Raw genomic sequence first — 19,120 nt, forward strand, 5'->3', positions numbered from 1 at the left:
GAGTACCGCTGTACTCCAACCTTTGTTAACCTTAAATCTAATACTATGAAAAACACATTGCAAATGTACGGACTTTCTGGAAATCTGCAAATAATCCAAGTAAAAATGCATGCTTTATAACATGTATTAGCTGAATTACAGATTTGTTAAGCCTTTGGGGCGTATTCTATGCTATTACCCTTTAATACGGGCACCAGGCGATAAAGGTTTTTCCGGGTCATAATTTTATGATTAAGGAAGCTGACAATGTAGCCTGTCAGGCAGGCGGCAATCAGCGAACCTTCGCGTACACCTTCGATGGTCTGTGTGAAAGCCAGTGAAGTAAGTACGGCCAGTGTGACCAGAGTAATGTCGAAGCAAACCTTTGTGCGACCGAACTCGCGGTTATAGCGTGAAGAAGCATACTTCACGAAAGCTTCGGCGCTCATCATTGCCACGCGAGGTTTCAGTTCGAGTACCACACCTACCGACTGTATAATGCATCCTACCAGCAGCAAGCCGATGGAGGCAGCATAGTTTACCGGATGTATGTCGGAGGCCAAAACCATATTGAAGTCGATAAAAGCCGAGAAGATGAACGAGAAGGGTATTTGCAGCAGTATTTCCATAACGTCTTGCCGACTTCCTCGCCCGCGTATCAGCCAGAACTGACCTACGATGAGCAACATGTTGATGATGAACGTACAGGTGCCCAATGTGAGCGGTGTGTTCAGACTCATTACATAGTTGATACTCGAAATAGGGGTAGTACCTAAGGCCGAACGGACAATGAGCACTACGCCCGCAGCCAGAAAATACAGTCCCAATACAAAAACTAAATACCTTTTGATAATACTTTTCATTTCCATCTTTTTACCTCTTTCCTAATTATATTCTAATACCTGTTTTTTCCGGCGGCAAAGTTCGTGCTTTTCTGTTGCATGGATATTATCCGATATGACATAATTTTTGTCGATTACGAAACAAGTGCTATCTTTGTAGCTTGTATAATGCTCGAAAATGGTAAAATCGTGTATATTTGACAATGCGGGAATGCTGAAAAGGCATCCGGATATTCCTCATTACGGTGAAGATGTGGTGTGCTTCGAGAGCGTCTATGGCGACCGAAACTATCCCGAGGGCGAAGCCTACTTCAACCGCGAACTGTATCTGATATTCATCCTGGAGGGTCGTTCGGAGATTCTGCTCAATGGTGAACACATTGTGATGGAAGCCGGAACCCTGCTGGTGCATGGAGCAAACTTCCTGACCGACCATCTGTTTTCTTCCGAAGATATTCATTTCATTACGCTTTCCATTTCGGAAACCATGTTTACCAACGATTCCTATCTGACGCAGATAACGGCTATGGTATTGGCTACGATGAGGCAGAACAGGCAATATACGATACTGCTGACTGCGGATGAATCAGACGCCGTGCGCGGCCAGTTGGAGTTTCTGATGCAGTTGCTTCGGTCCGATCATAAGTTTCTTTTCCGTCGCGTCCAGGCAGTGTGCAACGCTCTGTTTCTGGACATTGCCGACTTTCTGTCGCGCAAGACGCCGATACGCAAGCATGTCAGTCCTAAAGATCATGTATTGCAGGAGTTTTATGCGCTGGTTACCCGTCATTTTCGTGAAGAACATTTTGTCTCTTTCTATGCTCGCGAACTGGCCATCAGTGAGCAATATCTGTCGCGCATCGTAAAAAGTGGCACAGGAAAGACGGTGAATGCCATTATCAGCGAATTGTTGCTGATGGAGGCACGCATGCTGCTGGGCAACCGGAAGCTGACGGTGAACGATGTCTCAGCCAAGCTGAATTTCAGCGATACATCGGCATTCTGCAAGTTTTTCAGGCGTTGTTCGGGCGAGACTCCTTTGGGATTTCGCAAGAAGTTGTGGATGGAGATGGACAAGACGCCTGCCGCAGACGGAAAGAAGTGACGGAAGCAATGTTTGCGTACAGGCATAAAAAAAGGAGTACCGCTGTACTCCAACCTTTGTTAACCTTAAATCTAATACTATGAAAAACACGTTGCAAAGGTACGGACTTTTGGGAAATCTGCAAATAAAACAAATAAAAAAGACTGTTTTATAACATGTTTTATGATAATCCGGTAATTTGTTAAGGGTTGCTAAGGATTTAAATGCTCTCCGCATCTGTTTTCTAAAAAAGAGGTATCTTTGCAGAAGTTGCCGAAACGGATGGCAGGGTGGGGTATACTCCGGCAAGTCATCGTGCGTCCGGCACTTGGATATTTCAATAAATCGAGAATTCAAAAAAACATATCATGCAAGAAGATATTGTCCTTACTCCGATGATGAAACAGTTTCTCGACCTGAAGGCGAAGCATCCCGATGCTGTGATGCTGTTTCGTTGCGGGGACTTCTATGAAACTTATTCGACCGATGCCATTGTTGCTTCGGAGATATTGGGTATTACGCTGACCAAGCGTGCCAATGGCAAGGGGAAGACCATTGAGATGGCCGGATTCCCCCACCATGCACTCGACACCTATTTGCCCAAGCTGATTCGTGCCGGCAAGCGGGTGGCGATTTGCGACCAGCTGGAAGACCCGAAACTGACCAAGAAGCTGGTGAAGCGGGGAATCACGGAGCTGGTAACTCCGGGCGTGTCGATCAACGACAACGTGCTGAACTATAGGGAGAATAATTTTCTTGCTGCCGTACATTTCGGAAAAGGTGCCTGTGGCGTGGCCTTCCTGGATATTTCGACCGGAGAGTTCCTTACGGCCGAAGGTCCTTTCGACTATGTAGACAAGTTGCTGAATAACTTTGCTCCGAAGGAGGTATTGTTTGAAAGAGGTAAGCGTGGTATGTTTGAAGGGAATTTCGGGAACAAGTTTTTCACGTTCGAGCTGGATGACTGGATTTTTACGGAAACGACTGCCCGTGAGAAGTTGCTGAAGCATTTCGAGGTGAAGAACCTAAAAGGTTTCGGCGTAGAGCATCTGAAGAATGGTATTATTGCTTCGGGAGCCATCTTGCAATACCTCATCATGACGCAACACACACAGATTGCCCACATCACTTCGCTGGCGCGGATTGAGGAGGACAAGTATGTCCGCCTGGACAAGTTTACGGTACGCAGTCTGGAGTTGATGGGTTCGATGAACGATGGAGGAAGCAGTTTGCTGAATGTTATCGACAAGACCATCAGCCCGATGGGAGCCCGCCTGATGAGGCGTTGGCTGGTATTCCCGCTGAAGGACGTACAGCCTATCAACGACCGTCTGAATGTGGTGGAGTATTTCTTCCGCCAACCCGACTTCAAGGAACTGATTGAAGAACAGCTTCATTTGATAGGCGATTTGGAGCGCATTATCTCCAAAGTAGCCGTCGGCCGTGTTTCCCCGCGTGAAGTGGTAGCTTTGAAAGTGGCTTTGCAGGCCATTGAGCCTATCAAAACGGCTTGTATGGAAGCCGATAATGCCAGTCTGAACCGCATTGGCGAACAACTGAACATTTGCCAGTCTATCCGCGACCGTATTGACCGCGAAATCAACAACGATCCTCCGTTGCTGGTGAACAAGGGGGGAGTCATCAAACAGGGCGTAAATGCTGAACTTGACGAACTCCGCGAAATAGCCTACAGTGGTAAAGACTACCTGTTGCAGGTACAGCAACGTGAAAGCGAGCTGACTGGCATCCCCAGTCTGAAAATCGGGTACAACAATGTTTTCGGCTATTACATCGAGGTGCGCAACGTGCATAAGGACAAGGTACCGCAGGAGTGGATACGCAAGCAGACGCTGGTCAATGCCGAACGTTACATCACGCAGGAGCTGAAGGAATACGAGGAAAAGATATTGGGAGCAGAAGACAAGATTCTGATTCTGGAAACACAGATCTATACCGAACTGGTGCAGGCGCTTACCGAGTTTATCCCTGCCATTCAGATCAATGCCAACCAGATAGCCCGTCTGGATTGTCTGCTTTCGTTTGCCAACGTAGCTCGCGAAAACAACTATATCCGCCCTGTCATTGCCGACGACGATGTGCTGGAGATTCATCAGGGAAGGCATCCGGTCATCGAAAAACAGTTGCCCATCGGAGAGAAGTACATTGCCAACGACGTAATGCTGGACAGCAGCACTCAGCAGATTATTATCATTACGGGTCCGAACATGGCCGGTAAGTCGGCGTTGTTGCGCCAGACGGCGCTGATCACGCTGATGGCACAGGTTGGCAGTTTTGTTCCGGCCGAGAGTGCCCACATCGGACTGGTGGACAAAATCTTCACCCGTGTAGGAGCCAGCGACAATATCTCGGTGGGCGAGTCGACGTTTATGGTCGAGATGAATGAGGCGGCCGATATTCTGAACAATCTTTCGGCACGCAGTCTGGTATTGTTTGATGAATTGGGGCGTGGTACTTCGACCTACGATGGTATTTCGATAGCCTGGGCCATTGTGGAGTACATCCACGAACATCCCCGCGCCCGTGCCCGTACCCTGTTTGCCACGCACTACCACGAACTGAACGAGATGGAGAAGAGCTTCAAACGGATCAAGAACTACAACGTGGCGGTGAAGGAAGTGGATAATAAGGTGATTTTCCTTCGCAAGTTGGAGCGTGGCGGAAGCGAGCATTCCTTTGGTATCCACGTGGCTAAGATGGCAGGTATGCCGAAGAGCATTGTGAAACGTGCCGACGAAATACTGAAGCAGCTGGAAGCCGAGAACCGACAGACAGGATCGGTGGGTGGAAAGAAGATTACCGAAGGTGCTTCTTCGGCAGCTGGCATGCAGCTCAGCTTCTTTCAGCTCGACGATCCGGTGTTGTGCCAGATACGCGATGAGATTCTGAACCTCGACGTAAATAATCTGACGCCACTCGAAGCGCTGAACAAGCTGAATGACATCAAACGAATAGTGAAAGGGAAGTAATCAGGCTTCCCTTTTATTATATTGATAAACTTTTTTTTTGAGTAAGCTTCCAAAATTGGCGTATTGACTAGTATGTCCCTTTCCCTTAGCTTCGTGCTAAACTTAAAACTCGAAAGATTATGTTTAGCGAAAAAGATTTTGAAAGACTGTGGTTCCTCTACAAGACCGAGGGCGAACCCAAAGGAGTTTCCATCAACTCATTCTGTATTAGCAACAACATTCCTTACACGGCATTCTATGACTGGTTCAAGAAGACACAGAAGAAAGTTGTACCTGTAGAAGTGGAAGGTATTCCTGAAGAGTTGATCCAGGCAGGCAATGAAGAACAGGATGTTACTAAAGGCAAGTCTAAACGTACATCTCCCCATAAAGGGAGCATCATGGTAACGATTAGAACCCGTGAGGGTTTGTGCATACAGAAGAAAGGCTTAGACTATCAGGGGCTGAAAACACTGGTGGAGAAACTGGAGGGCTTATGCTAAGTATTAACGGACTGCATAACTTCTATTATCTTCCTGAACTTCACGATATGAGATGTAAGGCCCAGCGTATATGCGAGATAATCCGCGGCAGGTATCACCGAGATCCGCTGAGCGGAGACGTTTACATGTTTATGTCGAAAGACCAGCGTAAGGTTCGTATGATACACTATGAGCGGAATGCCTACTACCTTCATGAGAAGTCCTTCATTAAGGGTTATAAGTTCATGAAAATAGAGCGTAAGGACGATGTGACAGTGTATAAGATAGACTGGAAAGACCTGGTCACAATACTTGAAACTCCGGTAATAACGAGCATAAAAATTTAATGATAAAACTCTGAAAATCAGCGATAAAAGTTCTCTGAATATTTGCGTATCTCACTGAAAATGAGTATCTTTACATAAAATTTAGAGAACATGGAAACAGAGGAACTCATAGAACACATACTCAGACAGAAGCATCTTGAAGAGATGATGAACAGGCCTGAAAAGGAGCATACACCCCTTGAAGGTATGGATAATGAGCAGATAAAGAGGTTCGCCCTGTTCCTGTTTGAAGAGAATCAGAACAAGAGCAAGCAGCTTGATGAAATGATAGCACGACTTGATGAAATAGGAAAAGACCTGAAGGACGCCAACCGTAAGATTGATTCCCTTACAGATGCCCTGCTTAAGGCAAACAGCAAGGCTGAGAAGGCTGCCATTGAATGCAAGCTCCGCGACAAGGAATACAAAAAGCTTGAGAAAAAGCATAACGCCCTTGTCGAGCGTCTTTCACTTATGAATAACCAGACTTACGCTTCATCCAAAAGCCTTAAAGGCATTGACCNTCCAACGAAAGAACAGCCTGTTCTTCGGAAGTGTGAAGGGAATACAGAACTCCGCAATCTATAATACCTTTATAGAAACCTGCAAACAGGCAGGAGTCTCCTTCAGGGATTACTTCTGCAGGCTGCTCAGAGAATTAAAAAAGGGAAGAACGGATTACGAAAACCTTCTTCCCATGACAATATGCAAATAATAATCGTTAAATTTGTGGACTCTTTTTTAGACGGGTGCCTGCTGGCGCCCGTCTAAAAGGGGGTACCCTAAAATTGGAAACTTACTTTTTTTGATACATTTTAATCTGATTTGTTCGGGTTGATAGGATTATTTTCTTTCTTTTTTGAACGATTTTTCCACATTTCTTTGCATTATTCATTTTTTTTAGTCTATATTTGCCGCCACATGAACCCGATGTGATGGGATGCAGGCAAATTAGAGAGAGGCATTTATTTTTTGAAAGACAGACGTAATCGGTTTTTAAAGGCATTTGTACTTTTTTCTATAGCTTATTTTCTGCACGTTCTCTCCTAAAGGAAAAGAGCCGGTTTCTGTATCGATGATAATTGTAGTAGCTGATACTATTTATTAACCCTAATATTTATTATTATGAGAAGCAGTACAATGCTAAAATCCGCTGTACGCGGTTTTTCTTGCCTGGCCGTACTCTGTCTGTCGGCGGCATGTGTCAATCAGATTGGTGATGAAGACGTTGCAGAAAGCAATATCCCAATCAGTTTCTCTGCAAAAGTAAGTAAGGCATCGACTGTCACCCGTGTGGGTAACAGCGGCTTCGAGACGGGCGACCGTATCGGCTTGTTTGCCACTATGGGCGGAGCGTCTATCGATGGTTATCGTTACATCGACAACCTGCGGCTGGAGCATAACGGTACTTCGACACTTATCCCCGAACGGGAAGTGTTTTATCCCGAAGGCGACGGATCATTGGACTTTCTGGCTTACTATCCTTACAGCCAGGCGGGTGTAGAAGCGGGATCGACGGTAATTCCGGTATCTGTACTGGCTGACCAGAGTACTGCGGAAAACCGTTCGGCTTCCGACTTCCTGGTGGCTACCAAAACTGGGGTGAAAAGCAGCAGTGCGGCGGTTTCGCTGACCTTCAAACATCGCATGAGCAAGCTGAACATTGAGTTGATTCCCGGAGAAGGTGCGAATTTGGACGAAATCTATCAGGACAATCCGAAGGTGATTGTAACCGGATTTTACACGAAAGCCCATTACGACCTGAAGTCGGGCGAGGTGAGCAGTCCGGAAGGGAAGTCGGACATCGTCGTTTCTGGCAAATGGAAAAAAGATAGTGACCGGCTGACCGGTAAGGATGTGATTGTGATTCCGCAGGAAGCAGACCCGGAAAGCCAGTCGGTTGTCATCGAGTGGAAGGGCATTCTGTATACTTGTCCTATCTCGGCAGTAACCCTTGAGGGTAACACGCAGCGGGCTATTCAGATTAAAATGGCGGAAGTGGAAAACCGTACGCTTGCCGGAATTGTAGGCGAAGTGGAAGAGTGGGGCGAAACGACCAAGCAGGAAGAAACCGAAGGATCGCTGCAAACGGGCGAGGTGCATATCGCTGCATTGTCGTTCGGTACCTCTAGTGTTTACCGGCTTTACAACAACGGAAGAACCGTGGCCGAGATTTGTAAGGAATATCTTGTTTCCGAAGCCGACGAGATTGCTTCGCAGGCTATCGTTGCCTATCCGGTGAAGAACGAAGTGACAGACCTTACGCAGGGTGTTGTCTTGCAACTGATAGGGCAGACTGGCGAAGTGCATGGAGGTAAGGTCAGCTGGGATGCGGAGCGCAATACATTCGCTTATACGGCCGGAACTTCGGCGCCTGTCGAGACGTTGTATCTGGACGAAAAACAGTCGATTGTTGTTGATGTCAAGCCAGAAACCTGTATGAAAGTCAACGTAGTAGGCTATCGTTTGCGTGATATGCGGGCCGGTAAGCTGGATACTTATTCAGTAGTAAAGATCGGTACGCAGTATTGGATGAGGCAGGACTTGTGTGCCGTCAGCTATAAGGACGGTACGCCCATTGAGCGGCAAACTAACCTGGAGGACAAAGTGACGGGTTATTTTCAGCCAGACGACAAGGACGGTATTCGCTTCTACAACGGTGAAGCCCTGTTAGCCAACGACATCACCCCGGACGGGTGGCGAATACCTTCGACCGAGGACTGGACGAAACTGAAAAAATACCTGAACGGCGAGGCCGGATTGCTGAAAGCCGCTTCCAGCAAATGGGAACCGCTCGATTTGGGAGAAACGACTGCTTCACATTCGGGACTGACTGGCTTCAATGCCTATCCGGTAGGAACTTGGATTAAGAGCAGCCATCAGTCTGCCTATAAGATGGTGGGCTACTGGACAATGGAAGCGGACGGAACGCTTCCCGAACAGACTGTTTTCTTGACGGGCAGCGATGAAGGGTTTGTGATGTCTTCCACTCTTTCCACTCGTGGCGACTATTATAAGGCGCTTTCCATCCGTTGCGTCAAAGAGTAATTTATGCTTTTCTAAAGGCTTGTTTGTAAGGCGTTTGTAGGACACTTGCAATACATTTGTGGGACACTTGTGTGGCTCGCGAGCCGTGCAAGTGTTTCTCGCGAGCCGTACAAGTGTCCTACAAAAGCCATACAAATCCCCCGCCACAGACGTACAGAGACACGTCTGTGGCGGGGGAAATCATAGGCCGGATGTGTACAGGCAAACGCTCCCGTTATTGCACTTCGCTCGGTCGGAGTCCAAACGACTTGCAGCAAATCTCTTCAACGGGAATCTCCCAGATTTTAACGTTGCGTACAGCCGGGTCAGAATACCCGCACTTGTTCTGTGTGTAATGCTCCATGAAGAGGTCGAGCACGCGACGTTTCTCGTCCATGTCATCGATGAAACGTACCTGTCCGCGGCACATCACGCTACGGCTCTTCATACTATAGCTACAGGCTACCTGCTGGTGCATGTACACCAGTTCGTGACCTTCGCAGAAACTGATGCAGACGGTCGGATGCTGTTGCACCATGTCCAGTTTGCTTCCTTCGGGACCGGAGTGCAGGAAGATGGTGCCGTGTTCGCCCTTCGAAGCGTCGTAGGCGAAGTTCATGGGGATAACGTAAGGATTCCCGTTCAGGTCGGTAAGTCCTACGGTACAATAAGGGCATTTGCGTATGATGCCTTCTATCTCTTTCGGGTCGGTGATACAGATTGTCTTCATAATCTTATGTTTTGTGGCAAAGTTACACGATTGTATGGAAAAAGCAAGTGTCTTAGTTTACCAAATCGGCGAAAATAGTAGACATTAGTATGCTTTCTCCAATATATCGTTATCGGGCTTGCAGTTTTTCGTTTTTTCTTCTTGAATCTTTGTTGTTGGCATAATTTTTGTATAAGAAGCTTAATTTTCTCCTTTTTCAGCCTTGACGGCTTTTTTTTAACCAATTTCTTTGTCGTTCCTTAATTAGTGCTTACGTTTGCACGATATATAAAGTGAAAGCAGACCTTGGCGCGCAGGCCTGCTTTCCTTTTTGATAAAAAATAATTAATTATTAAAACTTACATGAAAGTCAAAGACCTTATTTCACTGTTCAGCTTGCTGGCCGTGTTCCTCTTCACTGCATGTAGCGATGACGATGACAACACTTGTTCCTATCTGGACTTGAGCAAGCAAGTACTGACACTGACCGGAGGCGAAGCCACCACTTCTACCTATTCGTTCGGTGTGAAGGCATCCGATGCCACCATTCCTTATCTGTGTCTCTATGTAGACAAAAAGACCGTTGACAATGTTGCCAAAGGTGAGTTACCCAACTATTTGATGAACGACCTGAAGAAACAGGCCGAAGCCAAAGGTACTCCGTTTGAGCAATATGTTGCTTCGCTGACTTATACCGGCGATCAGAGCAACCTGAAAGTAGAAAACCTCTTGCCCGGCCGCATCTACGAGTTGGTAGTGTTCGCTGTAGACGGCACACGTGCAGCCGACAAGGCAGAATATTTGTTCTTCCAGACGATGAAGACTGAACACATCGATTGTACTTTCGATGTTGTGGTTGTTCCTGAAATGTTGGATGCACAATCGGCAGTATTCGACATCAAACCGTCTGACAAGAACGTTAAATGGTACTTCTCGGGTATTTCGAAGTCCAGTTACGAAGGCGCCATCGCTAGCGGTAATTATGATGACGAAAGCATCGTTATCACGCTGTTGGAACAAGAACTGCAATCTATTTTTATTCAGTTGGTTCCCGAAGGCGGACAGTTGACTGATGATATTGTAGAGCAGGCACTCGACATGGTATTGCATACTGGTGATGTAGGTCTGAAATTCACAGGGTTGAATGCCAATACCGAGTACAAGTGGATGGCAGCAGCTTTCAAGATTGTTTCTACCGATGATGGCGACGAAGTAGTGCTTTGTTCCGACGTAAGCAAGGGTGACTTTGCAACGCCTCAGAAAGACCTGTCTAAAATGACCTTTGACGTTACGGTTGACAACATTACAGCTGTTTCGGCTCATGTGAAAGTCGTTCCTTCCTACATCGACGAGAAATATGTATTCTTCTCGGATGCCTTTACCGATGAAAACATCAACATGACCGATGATGAACTTATGAACGACTATGTTGAGAAGAATCAGGCGAACCTGAATTTGCCTTGGGGAACTTACAAGGGTGTGCAGGATGTTCCTAACCTTTCTTGTATTCCCAATAGCAAGAACTATGTATTGGTCTTCGGCTACGACCGTGGCATTACGACCAAACCCGTAGTGAAACGTTTTGAGACTCCCGAAGGAGGCAATGCTGCAGAAACAACCTTCAGCTACAAAGATGTTGTGGCTACCCCTTATCGGATTGAACTGACCATTGAACCGTCTGATCTGACAGTGCCTTACACAAGTGTTCTGGTACCCGATGACCAATTTGACAAGGAAACATACATTGACATGGTTGAAATGGATGTTATTAACCAATACAATATGAACGTGATGTGGAATCCGGGTATGACAATGACTTCGTTCCTCTATAGCAACACCAGCTATTGTCCGGGACTAAAGAGTGCAGGTGTATATCAGGATCTTAAGGAAGGCACATCATATACCGTATGTTCGTTTGCTCTATCGCCTGATGGTAAGGTAGCAGCCGTTCACGAACAAAAATCCATTGTCACTGTTCCTGGACTTTCCGATGCGACGGTATCGGCCGAAATCTTAGGTTATTTCGACGGTGACGAAGAAAACGGACTGGTATTCGGTTTGCCTGATAAGACAGCAGGACGTGTTATCCTGGCTATGAAATATACGAAGTCGGCAGAGGCTAAAGATGCTTGGTTCAGTGTTATCTATGATGCAGAAGAAATAGATGAGTTGGATCCTGTTTCTTTGCCGGACATCGATATTATCCAATACTATGCAACTCCTTGGACCGAACTGACTGACAGTTATCGTTTCATCATGTGCGATTGGAATACGTTGTATTACAGCTTTGCTTATGCAAAAGACAAAAATCAGGTAGAAGGTAAGGTAGCGCGTATGGAAATACCTGTAATGACAAAAGAAGGCGCTGGTACTATCGACGAACTGAAAGAATTGGTGAAAGCTGGCGAAGCAGAGAATACCCGTTCATTATTCCGTGCCATTATGCCTCAGAATAAGCAAGAGGAAGCAAAAGCTCAGAAGCCTGTTGTACAAGTGCCCTATCGCTATGGAGTGATGAACAAGGCTGTCAGCAAGACGGATACCTCAGACTTCTATCCGACGGCATTCCCGGTTGACGGTTATCTGCCGGTTGTACGTTCAGTGAAAAAATAAAAATCCATGTCCATTGTCCTTCGTGAGCACGGGAGGGCAATGGCATTGGTAAAACGTGAAGCATATATAGATATTAAAAATTGATGGTTTTACACTTTTGTCATTTCTTCAATCAGGAGAAAACAGGCGTATAAGGCTGTCTAAATAGAACAATATGAAACTGAAATTATTATATCTGTTGCCATTCTTCTGTCTGTTGTTGGCAGGATGTAGCGACGACGATGCGCTGATGACCGTATCGCAAAACGAGTTCAAGGAGATTTCTTACGAAGGTGGAGTCTTCGATATTGAAATGAATACGAATGTAGAATGGACGGCCGTCAGTCAAGCCGACTGGTGTCGTGTATCGAAGTCAGAAGGTGTGGGTAGCCGTACATTGTCGGTAGAGGTAGAAGCTAACTTGGGAGCTGCACGTACAGCACAAGTGGTAATCGAAGCTCAGGGCGAACAGCATACCATCACCTTTAGCCAGCAGGCTATTCCTGACGGACAGGAACTGAAATACAAACTTCCCATCGTATTTCATATCATCTATGCTGATGAGAATGACCCTAAACAGAATATTCCCGCTGATGAAATATATGCCATGCTGGACGAGGTGAACAAGATGTACCAGAATGCAGGAGCGGAAACAACGGTCGATCTGAATATGGAATTTGTTCCTGCCGAGTTCGACCCCCAGGGTAACCGATTGGAAGAACCGGGTATCGACCGTGTAAAATGGCTGACTGCCGACTTGGATCCGACCGATGTTATGGAAGACGATACGCGCAAGTATGTACACTTCTTATGGGAGCCCAACGATTACGTGAACATCCTTGTATATCGTTTTTCGTCTTCTGCTTCTAACATTTTGGGTATATCTACCTTCCCTTATACTACGAAGTCGCATCCTCTTGAGGGAACAGACGTTCTTGAAGATATGAATATTACGTTGGCTAATTTGAATTACGTACGTGGCGTGTCCATCAACAATTCTTATATGGGTAATGTGGAAGATGCATTTACTCCGTTTGCTCCTGAAAATTATAAAGAACTCATCACTAAGCAAGTTTCAGGTAGCATCACGCTGGCACACGAGCTGGGTCATTACTTTGGCTTACGCCATACTTTCTCGGAAGCACAGATTGGCTGTCTGGATACAGACTTCTGCGAAGACACTAAGAGCTATGACAAAAGCAGTTATGATATGTTTGTGAATCAGACTTATCAGTTGATGAACTATAATGCCGATTATGCCAACAAGTTCGATTGGGAAAGCTTGTTCAAACGTACAACCTGCCAAGACGAGGAATTTGTTTCACACAACATCATGGACTACGCTTACAGCTATCTGGACGAGTTCACAGCCGACCAGCGTCTGCGTGTTCGTCACGTGCTCGACTACAGCCCGATGATACCGGGTCCGAAGCAGACACGTGCTTACCTGAGCACAAAGGCTGTTTCCGACGCTCCGATGGATCTGCCTTTCTCTGTATCTAACTGCGGTCCCCGTGGTCTGATTGTGACTAATAATAAGTAAAAATAAGGTCTTTGCCTGTTAAGGCTGAAAAATAAAGCAGCCGTTTCCCGAAAAGAAACCATTGGTTTCATCCGCGGAAACGGCTGCTTTTGTTATGTATAAGGTTTGCTAAGGCAGGAAGATAGCAGGCTTTGTTGTTTCTGCTCTTATTCTTCCAAAGCAAAATCCAGTTGTTTCTTTTCCAGATTGGCGCGTGCTACGCGTATGGTGATGGGGTCGCCCAAACTATAAGTACGGTTCTTACGGCGTCCGCGCAGGCAGTAGTTCTTTTCATCAAACTCGTAATAGTCGTCGTCCAGGTCGCGGATAGGAATCATTCCTTCACATTTGTTCTCGTTCAGTTCTACATAAAGTCCCCATTCGGTGACACCCGATATAACGCCGTCGTACACCTGACCCAACCGTTCGGTCATAAATTCTACTTGCTTGTATTTGATGCTCGACCGTTCGGCATTGGCTGCCAGTTGTTCCATGGCACTGGAGTGTTCGCACAGAGCTTCGTATTTCTTCTCGCTGACGGTACGTCCGTTTTCGTCTATATATTTGGTAAGCAGGCGGTGAACCATCATGTCGGGATAGCGTCGGATGGGCGAGGTGAAGTGCGTGTAATAGTCGAATGCCAGTCCGTAGTGGCCGATGTTGTGTACCGAGTAACGGGCTTTCTGCATGGCCCGTATTGAGACGGTTTCTATCAGGTTTTCTTCTTTCTTTCCCTGAATGTCGTCCAGCAAGTGATTAATAGATTTCGATACGTCGACTTTGGTGCCCGAAGTACGCAGTTTGTAGCCGAATCGGGCGATGAATTGCGCCAGATTGTCTAGCTTTTCGGGATCGGGCAGGTCGTGAATACGGTAGGGGAATACTTTGGCTTTCTTTCCTTTGGGTACACGTCCGATGCGTTCAGCCACTGTCCGGTTGGCTAGCAGCATGAATTCTTCGACCAGCTTATTGGCGTCTTTCGAAACTTTGAAATACACACTGATCGGCTTACCTTTCTCGTCGATTTCGAACTTCACTTCGTAGCGGTCGAAGTTGATGGCACCGGCAGCAAAGCGTTTCTCGCGCAACAGCTTGGCCAGTCGGTCTAATTCTAGAATTTCTTCCTTGTAGTCGCCTTCACCTGTCTCGATGGTCTGCTGGGCTTCTTCGTAGGTGAAGCGGCGGTTACTTTTGATGACGGTATGCACGATGCGCGAGTTGATGACTTCGGCTTTGTCGTTCATCTGGAAGATGACGGAGTAGGCCAGTTTCTCTTCATCGGGGCGCAGGGAACAGATGTAGTCGCACAGGCGCTCGGGCAGCATCGGTATGGTGCGGTCCACCAGGTAGACAGAAGTAGCACGTTTCTCGGCTTCCTTGTCGATGATGCTACCTTCCTTGACGTAGTGGGTCACGTCGGCAATGTGTACGCCGACTTCCCACAGGCCGTTCTCCAGTTTGCGGATGGACAGAGCATCGTCGAAGTCTTTGGCATCTTTGGGGTCGATGGTAAAGGTTGTTACCTGCCGGAAGTCTTCGCGGCGGGCTATCTCCTCGGCTGGTATTTCGTCGGGGATGCGGTCGGCAGCTTTTTCTACAGCTGTCGGATAGGTGTAGGGTAAGCCGTATTCGGCCAGAATGGCGTGCATTTCGGTATTGTTATCGCCGGCACGTCCCAGTATGTCGATGACTTGTCCGATGGGATTCTTTGCCTTATCGGGCCATTCGATGACTTTCACGATGGCTTTGTCGCCGCTTTTCCCGCCTTTCAGCTTGTCTTTCGGTATGAAGATGTCGTTGGCCAGGGTACGGTTTTCGGTGACGAGGAAGGCATACGATTTGGACACTTCAAGTGTGCCTACAAAGGTGTCGTTAGCCCGTTCAAGGATTTCGATTACCTCGCCCTCGGCTTCACGTCCGCGACGTTTGGCATAGAAAGCGATTTTCACCTTGTCGCCTGCCATGGCGTGAGCCGAATTGCGTTCGGCAATAAAGATGGGATCTCCTCCGTCGTCGGGGATGAAGGAGTTCTTTCCGTTGCTTTTACGTTGGAAAGTACCGGTCATTTCCACGCCGTGGGTATTGAGTTTGAATTTGTTTTTATCCGTTTCGTTGATATAGTCGTCTTCCTGCAATTCGTGCAAGATGTCTATGCACAGCATTTTCAGCGGGTGTGTAGTCAGATGGAGCTGGTCGAAAATGTATTTGAGCGGTAATACTTCGCCTTGTTTCTGATGGAAGAGGTCAAGCAATACTTTGACAAGTTCTTTTTTACTCATCCGTTTGCCGGCTTTCTTCTCTTTTTTTTCTTTTTTCTTTCCCATAATTCAATTGTTTATTTAGGTGGGGAATAGCCCTTTCACTGTATAGTACAAAGATAGTGAAAGGTAAGAGCAGAGACAAACGAAAAACAAAGTTTTTCAGATTTGGTTATGCCGAACCGCCTCCTATCTTCGTGAAACAAAGATAACAAACAATTGCATTCGGTAGTTCAGAAAGGCTCTAAATTCTTGCCGATGTGCAGATTTTGGGGATGCAGAAAGTCGCTGGTTGCGGAATTGTCGTATCTTTGCTCCTCCTTTTAATGGATTTCGTTATGAGTTCGCAATTATTGAGTCAGAAAGAAAAAAGCACCGAAGAGTCTGTCCGCGAGTCGGGCATCTATCGGGTGACGCTGATAGGAAGTGTGGTCAATCTGCTGTTGCTTGTTTTTAAGTTTGTGGCAGGTGTGTGCGGGCATAGTGCGGCCATGCTGGCCGATGCCGTTCATTCGTTGTCCGACTTTGTAACGGACATCATTGTGATCGTCTTTGTACGCATTTCGTCGAAGCCTGAAGACGAGGGACATGACTACGGTCATGGCAAGTACGAGACGCTGGCTACAGCCATTATCGGCCTGATATTGCTGTTTGTTGGTTTTGGTATTTTGTGGAATGGAGCTACTTCCATTTGGAGTTTCTGGCAGGGAGGTGAGCTTCAGGAACCGGGTATGCTGGCTTTGTGGGCGGCATTGGTATCTATCCTTTTTAAGGAATTACTCTATCAGTATACGGCTTTCAAAGGGCGCAAGCTGAATTCGCAGGCTGTGGTTGCCAATGCCTGGCACCATCGCAGTGATGCACTTTCGTCTATCGGTACGGCTATTGGCATCGGTGGTGCTATTTTGCTGGGTGATCGTTGGCTGATCCTTGACCCGTTGGCAGCTGTGGTAGTCAGCTTCTTCATCATGAAGGTAGCCATTCAGTTACTGGTACCTTGTATCGAAGAACTGCTGGAGAAGTCGTTGCCTGCCGAGGTAGAGGACAAAATCAAGCAGGAAATTCTTTCTTTTCCGGGAGTTTCCGCTCCGCATCACTTGCGTACACGCCGGATAGGCAACAGTTATGCCATCGAGGTGCATATCCGTATGGACGGAAAAATCTCGTTGGAAGAAGCGCATCATACTGCTACGGCTATCGAAAACCGTCTGAAGAGTGAGTTTGGCAACCGTACATACATCAATATTCATGTAGAACCAGTAAAATGATTATGGAAAGAATGAAAAAATCGATTTTGATTACGGGTGCCAGTGGCTTTATTGGTAGTTTTCTGGTAGAAGAAGCGTTACGCCGGGGATTTGACACCTGGGCCGGAATCCGGGCATCGAGTAGCCGGAAATACCTGCAACAGCCTGAACTGCACTTTCTGGAACTGGACTTTGCACATGCCGACCGCCTGTCCAGTCAGCTTAAGGCTCATCGTGAAGTTCATGGATCGTTCGATTACATCATTCATTGTGCCGGAGCTACCAAATGCATCAATCAGGCCGATTTCGACCGTGTGAACTACGAACAGACTCGTGCGTTTGCCGATACGCTGCTTCGTCTTGATATGGTGCCGCAGCAGTTTGCTTTCATCAGTACGCTAAGTGTCTTCGGCCCTATCCACGAAGATACGTACGAGCCTATCCGCGAGGCGGATACTCCCCAACCCAATACCGCATACGGACGCAGCAAGTTGAAGGCTGAACAATATCTGATGGGACTGGAAGACTTTCCTTATGTGTTCTACCGTCCTACAGGGGTTTACGGACCTCGCGAGCGCGATTATTTCCTGATGGCTGAGTCTATCAAGCGGCATACCGACTTCTCGGTGGGGTATCGTCGGCAGGACTTGACTTTCGTCTATGTGAAGGATGTTGTGCAGGCTGTCTTTCTGGGCATCGAGCGTCAGGTGTCACGACGTGCCTATTTCTTGTCTGATGGGCAGGTGTATGCCAGCCGTACCTTTTCCGACCTGATATGTCGCGAATTGGGTAATCCGCTGATTATTCGCATCCGATGTCCGTTATTTCTGTTGAAAGTTGTATCTTTGCTCGCTGAGCGTTGGGCGCGGCTTAGGAATACAGCGAGCACGCTCAACCGTGACAAGTATAATATAATGAAACAACGCAACTGGCAGTGCGACATTACTCCCGCCGTTCGCGAGCTGGGCTATCGGCCCGCTTACGACCTGGACCGTGGTGTGAGGGAGACCATTGCCTGGTATAAGAAGGAAGGATGGCTTTAGATATATTCAAGATGGTAGATACCCGTAAGGGACTGTTTGCAATAGAGAAAGTATCGCTTATCTACAACCTGCTGACGTCGATACTGATACTCTTTCTGTATCAGCAGTTAGATCACCCGCTACGCATGCTGGGCGACCGTGCGCTGATAGCAGGTATGACATTCCTGTTGATGTATCTTTACCGGCTGGCACCTTGTAAGTTTTCTGCATTCATACGTGTAACGATACAGATGGCGCTGTTGTCTTACTGGTATCCGGATACTTACGAGTTCAACCGTCTTTTTCCCAATCTTGACCACATCTTTGCCTCGGCCGAACAATGGCTGTTTGGCGGACAACCAGCCATCTGGTTTGCCGAGCGGCTGCCTTACATGTGGGTGAGCGAGCCGCTCAATATGGGCTATTTTTTCTATTATCCCATGATGTTGGTCATCGTGTTGTGGTACTTCATTCATCGCTTCGACCTGTTGGAAAAAGTATCGTTCGTCATCATTTCCTCCTTTTTCCTTTACTATTTCTTCTACATTTTTGTGCCTGTAGCAGGACCGCAGTTCTATTTTCCGGCTATCGGTATGGACAATGCCCTTCAGGGAGTTTTTCCGGCTATTGGCGACTATTTCAATCATAATCAGGAGTTGTTGCCCGGTCCGGGCTACGAACATGGCTTTTTCTATAACCTCGTAGAGAGCTCGCAACGGGTTGGCGAACGTCCTACCGCCGCTTTCCCGTCGTCGCATGTAGGCATTTCTACCATTCTGATGATTATGGCGTGGCGTGGCAGCCGTTGGCTTTTCGCTTGTCTGATGCCTTTCTACGTGCTTCTGTGCTGTGCGACGGTATACATTCAGGCTCACTACCTGATCGATGCCATAGCGGGCTTTATTTCGGCTTTCGGACTTTACGTTTTGACGACATGGATGTATAAACGCTGGTTCGAGCAGCCAATGTTCCGCTGATGCCAATGTGCTAAGAAACTCCTTCGGAATCTTTCATTTCAAAACCCCGTGGGTTTTCATTCAAAATGCCCAGACTTTCTTCTCAAA

At 47.1% G+C, this 19,120-nt stretch carries 13 protein-coding genes and 1 pseudogene; 11 read left to right on the forward strand and 3 right to left on the reverse strand.

From position 1 onward, the window contains the following. Window positions 1-146: 146 nt before the first annotated feature. Window positions 147-848 (reverse strand): YczE/YyaS/YitT family protein, encoded by a 702-nt coding sequence (locus tag BQ5591_RS02065; RefSeq protein ID WP_071148241.1) that lies wholly within the window; start codon window positions 846-848, stop codon window positions 147-149. Between the two features lie 151 nt (window positions 849-999). Here BQ5591_RS02065 and BQ5591_RS02070 point away from each other — a divergent pair, with 151 nt between their 5' ends. The 6 genes and pseudogenes from BQ5591_RS02070 (at window position 1,000) to BQ5591_RS02095 (ending at window position 8,727) form a co-directional block, all read left to right on the forward strand. Continuing rightward, window positions 1,000-1,926, forward strand: a complete 927-nt coding sequence (locus BQ5591_RS02070) for a helix-turn-helix domain-containing protein (protein ID WP_071148242.1) — start codon at window positions 1,000-1,002, stop codon at window positions 1,924-1,926. A 347-nt stretch (window positions 1,927-2,273) separates the two neighbouring features. Beyond that, window positions 2,274-4,892, forward strand: a complete 2,619-nt coding sequence (gene mutS, locus BQ5591_RS02075; RefSeq protein WP_071148243.1) for a DNA mismatch repair protein MutS — start codon at window positions 2,274-2,276, stop codon at window positions 4,890-4,892. A gap of 119 nt (window positions 4,893-5,011) precedes the next feature. Then, window positions 5,012-5,374 carry a hypothetical protein gene (locus BQ5591_RS02080; protein ID WP_071148244.1) on the forward strand — a complete coding sequence of 121 codons (363 nt, stop codon included), beginning with the start codon at window positions 5,012-5,014 and terminating at the stop codon, window positions 5,372-5,374. Beyond that, window positions 5,368-5,700: an IS66 family insertion sequence element accessory protein TnpB gene (tnpB, locus tag BQ5591_RS02085; RefSeq protein ID WP_071148245.1), complete on the forward strand. Its 333-nt coding sequence runs from the start codon at window positions 5,368-5,370 to the stop codon at window positions 5,698-5,700. Before BQ5591_RS02080 ends, tnpB begins: the two co-directional genes overlap by 7 nt. 90 nt (window positions 5,701-5,790) lie before the next feature. Next, window positions 5,791-6,201, forward strand: a pseudogene (locus tag BQ5591_RS22260) (IS66 family transposase); the annotation flags it as partial. Between the two features lie 603 nt (window positions 6,202-6,804). Then, a complete protein-coding gene (locus BQ5591_RS02095; protein ID WP_083380850.1) occupies window positions 6,805-8,727 on the forward strand; it encodes a fimbrillin family protein in 1,923 nt (640 codons plus the stop codon). A gap of 214 nt (window positions 8,728-8,941) precedes the next feature. Here the strand turns inward: BQ5591_RS02095 and BQ5591_RS02100 are convergent, their stop codons facing one another. Beyond that, a complete protein-coding gene (locus tag BQ5591_RS02100) occupies window positions 8,942-9,436 on the reverse strand; it encodes a pyridoxamine 5'-phosphate oxidase family protein (RefSeq protein ID WP_071148248.1) in 495 nt (164 codons plus the stop codon). Window positions 9,437-9,778: 342 nt separating this feature from the next. Here BQ5591_RS02100 and BQ5591_RS02105 point away from each other — a divergent pair, with 342 nt between their 5' ends. Together BQ5591_RS02105 and BQ5591_RS02110 are read left to right on the forward strand one after the other, a co-directional pair. After that, complete coding sequence (locus BQ5591_RS02105) at window positions 9,779-12,028, forward strand: hypothetical protein (protein ID WP_071148249.1); 2,250 nt, start codon at window positions 9,779-9,781, stop codon at window positions 12,026-12,028. A gap of 154 nt (window positions 12,029-12,182) precedes the next feature. Next, window positions 12,183-13,550, forward strand: a complete 1,368-nt coding sequence (locus tag BQ5591_RS02110) for a zinc-dependent metalloproteinase lipoprotein (RefSeq protein ID WP_071148250.1) — start codon at window positions 12,183-12,185, stop codon at window positions 13,548-13,550. Window positions 13,551-13,696: 146 nt separating this feature from the next. Here BQ5591_RS02110 and rnr read toward each other — a convergent pair whose 3' ends face one another. Beyond that, complete coding sequence (gene rnr, locus BQ5591_RS02115) at window positions 13,697-15,853, reverse strand: ribonuclease R (protein ID WP_071148251.1); 2,157 nt, start codon at window positions 15,851-15,853, stop codon at window positions 13,697-13,699. A gap of 272 nt (window positions 15,854-16,125) precedes the next feature. Here rnr and BQ5591_RS02120 point away from each other — a divergent pair, with 272 nt between their 5' ends. Genes BQ5591_RS02120 through BQ5591_RS02130 form a run of 3 tightly spaced genes read left to right on the forward strand, consistent with a single transcriptional unit; the run spans window position 16,126 to window position 19,033 of the window. Beyond that, a complete protein-coding gene (locus BQ5591_RS02120; RefSeq protein WP_071148565.1) occupies window positions 16,126-17,055 on the forward strand; it encodes a cation diffusion facilitator family transporter in 930 nt (309 codons plus the stop codon). A gap of 11 nt (window positions 17,056-17,066) precedes the next feature. Further along, window positions 17,067-18,077 (forward strand): NAD-dependent epimerase/dehydratase family protein, encoded by a 1,011-nt coding sequence (locus BQ5591_RS02125; protein WP_071148566.1) that lies wholly within the window; start codon window positions 17,067-17,069, stop codon window positions 18,075-18,077. Continuing rightward, entirely contained in the window at window positions 18,068-19,033 is a 966-nt protein-coding gene (locus tag BQ5591_RS02130) for a phosphatase PAP2 family protein (RefSeq protein WP_022162543.1), read from the forward strand. Before BQ5591_RS02125 ends, BQ5591_RS02130 begins: the two co-directional genes overlap by 10 nt. Window positions 19,034-19,120 lie beyond the last annotated feature (87 nt).

This window comes from Bacteroides ndongoniae, assembly GCF_900108345.1.
GTDB lineage: Bacteria > Bacteroidota > Bacteroidia > Bacteroidales > Bacteroidaceae > Bacteroides > Bacteroides ndongoniae.

Coding starts and splice junctions, on each gene's coding strand:
- BQ5591_RS02065 (WP_071148241.1), bottom strand. CDS start 848: ATGGAAATGAAAAGTATTATCAAAAGGTATTTAGTTTTTGTATTGGGA.
- BQ5591_RS02070 (WP_071148242.1), top strand. CDS start 1,000: ATGGTAAAATCGTGTATATTTGACAATGCGGGAATGCTGAAAAGGCAT.
- mutS (WP_071148243.1), top strand. CDS start 2,274: ATGCAAGAAGATATTGTCCTTACTCCGATGATGAAACAGTTTCTCGAC.
- BQ5591_RS02080 (WP_071148244.1), top strand. CDS start 5,012: ATGTTTAGCGAAAAAGATTTTGAAAGACTGTGGTTCCTCTACAAGACC.
- tnpB (WP_071148245.1), top strand. CDS start 5,368: ATGCTAAGTATTAACGGACTGCATAACTTCTATTATCTTCCTGAACTT.
- BQ5591_RS02095 (WP_083380850.1), top strand. CDS start 6,805: ATGAGAAGCAGTACAATGCTAAAATCCGCTGTACGCGGTTTTTCTTGC.
- BQ5591_RS02100 (WP_071148248.1), bottom strand. CDS start 9,436: ATGAAGACAATCTGTATCACCGACCCGAAAGAGATAGAAGGCATCATA.
- BQ5591_RS02105 (WP_071148249.1), top strand. CDS start 9,779: ATGAAAGTCAAAGACCTTATTTCACTGTTCAGCTTGCTGGCCGTGTTC.
- BQ5591_RS02110 (WP_071148250.1), top strand. CDS start 12,183: ATGAAACTGAAATTATTATATCTGTTGCCATTCTTCTGTCTGTTGTTG.
- rnr (WP_071148251.1), bottom strand. CDS start 15,853: ATGGGAAAGAAAAAAGAAAAAAAAGAGAAGAAAGCCGGCAAACGGATG.
- BQ5591_RS02120 (WP_071148565.1), top strand. CDS start 16,126: ATGAGTTCGCAATTATTGAGTCAGAAAGAAAAAAGCACCGAAGAGTCT.
- BQ5591_RS02125 (WP_071148566.1), top strand. CDS start 17,067: ATGAAAAAATCGATTTTGATTACGGGTGCCAGTGGCTTTATTGGTAGT.
- BQ5591_RS02130 (WP_022162543.1), top strand. CDS start 18,068: ATGGCTTTAGATATATTCAAGATGGTAGATACCCGTAAGGGACTGTTT.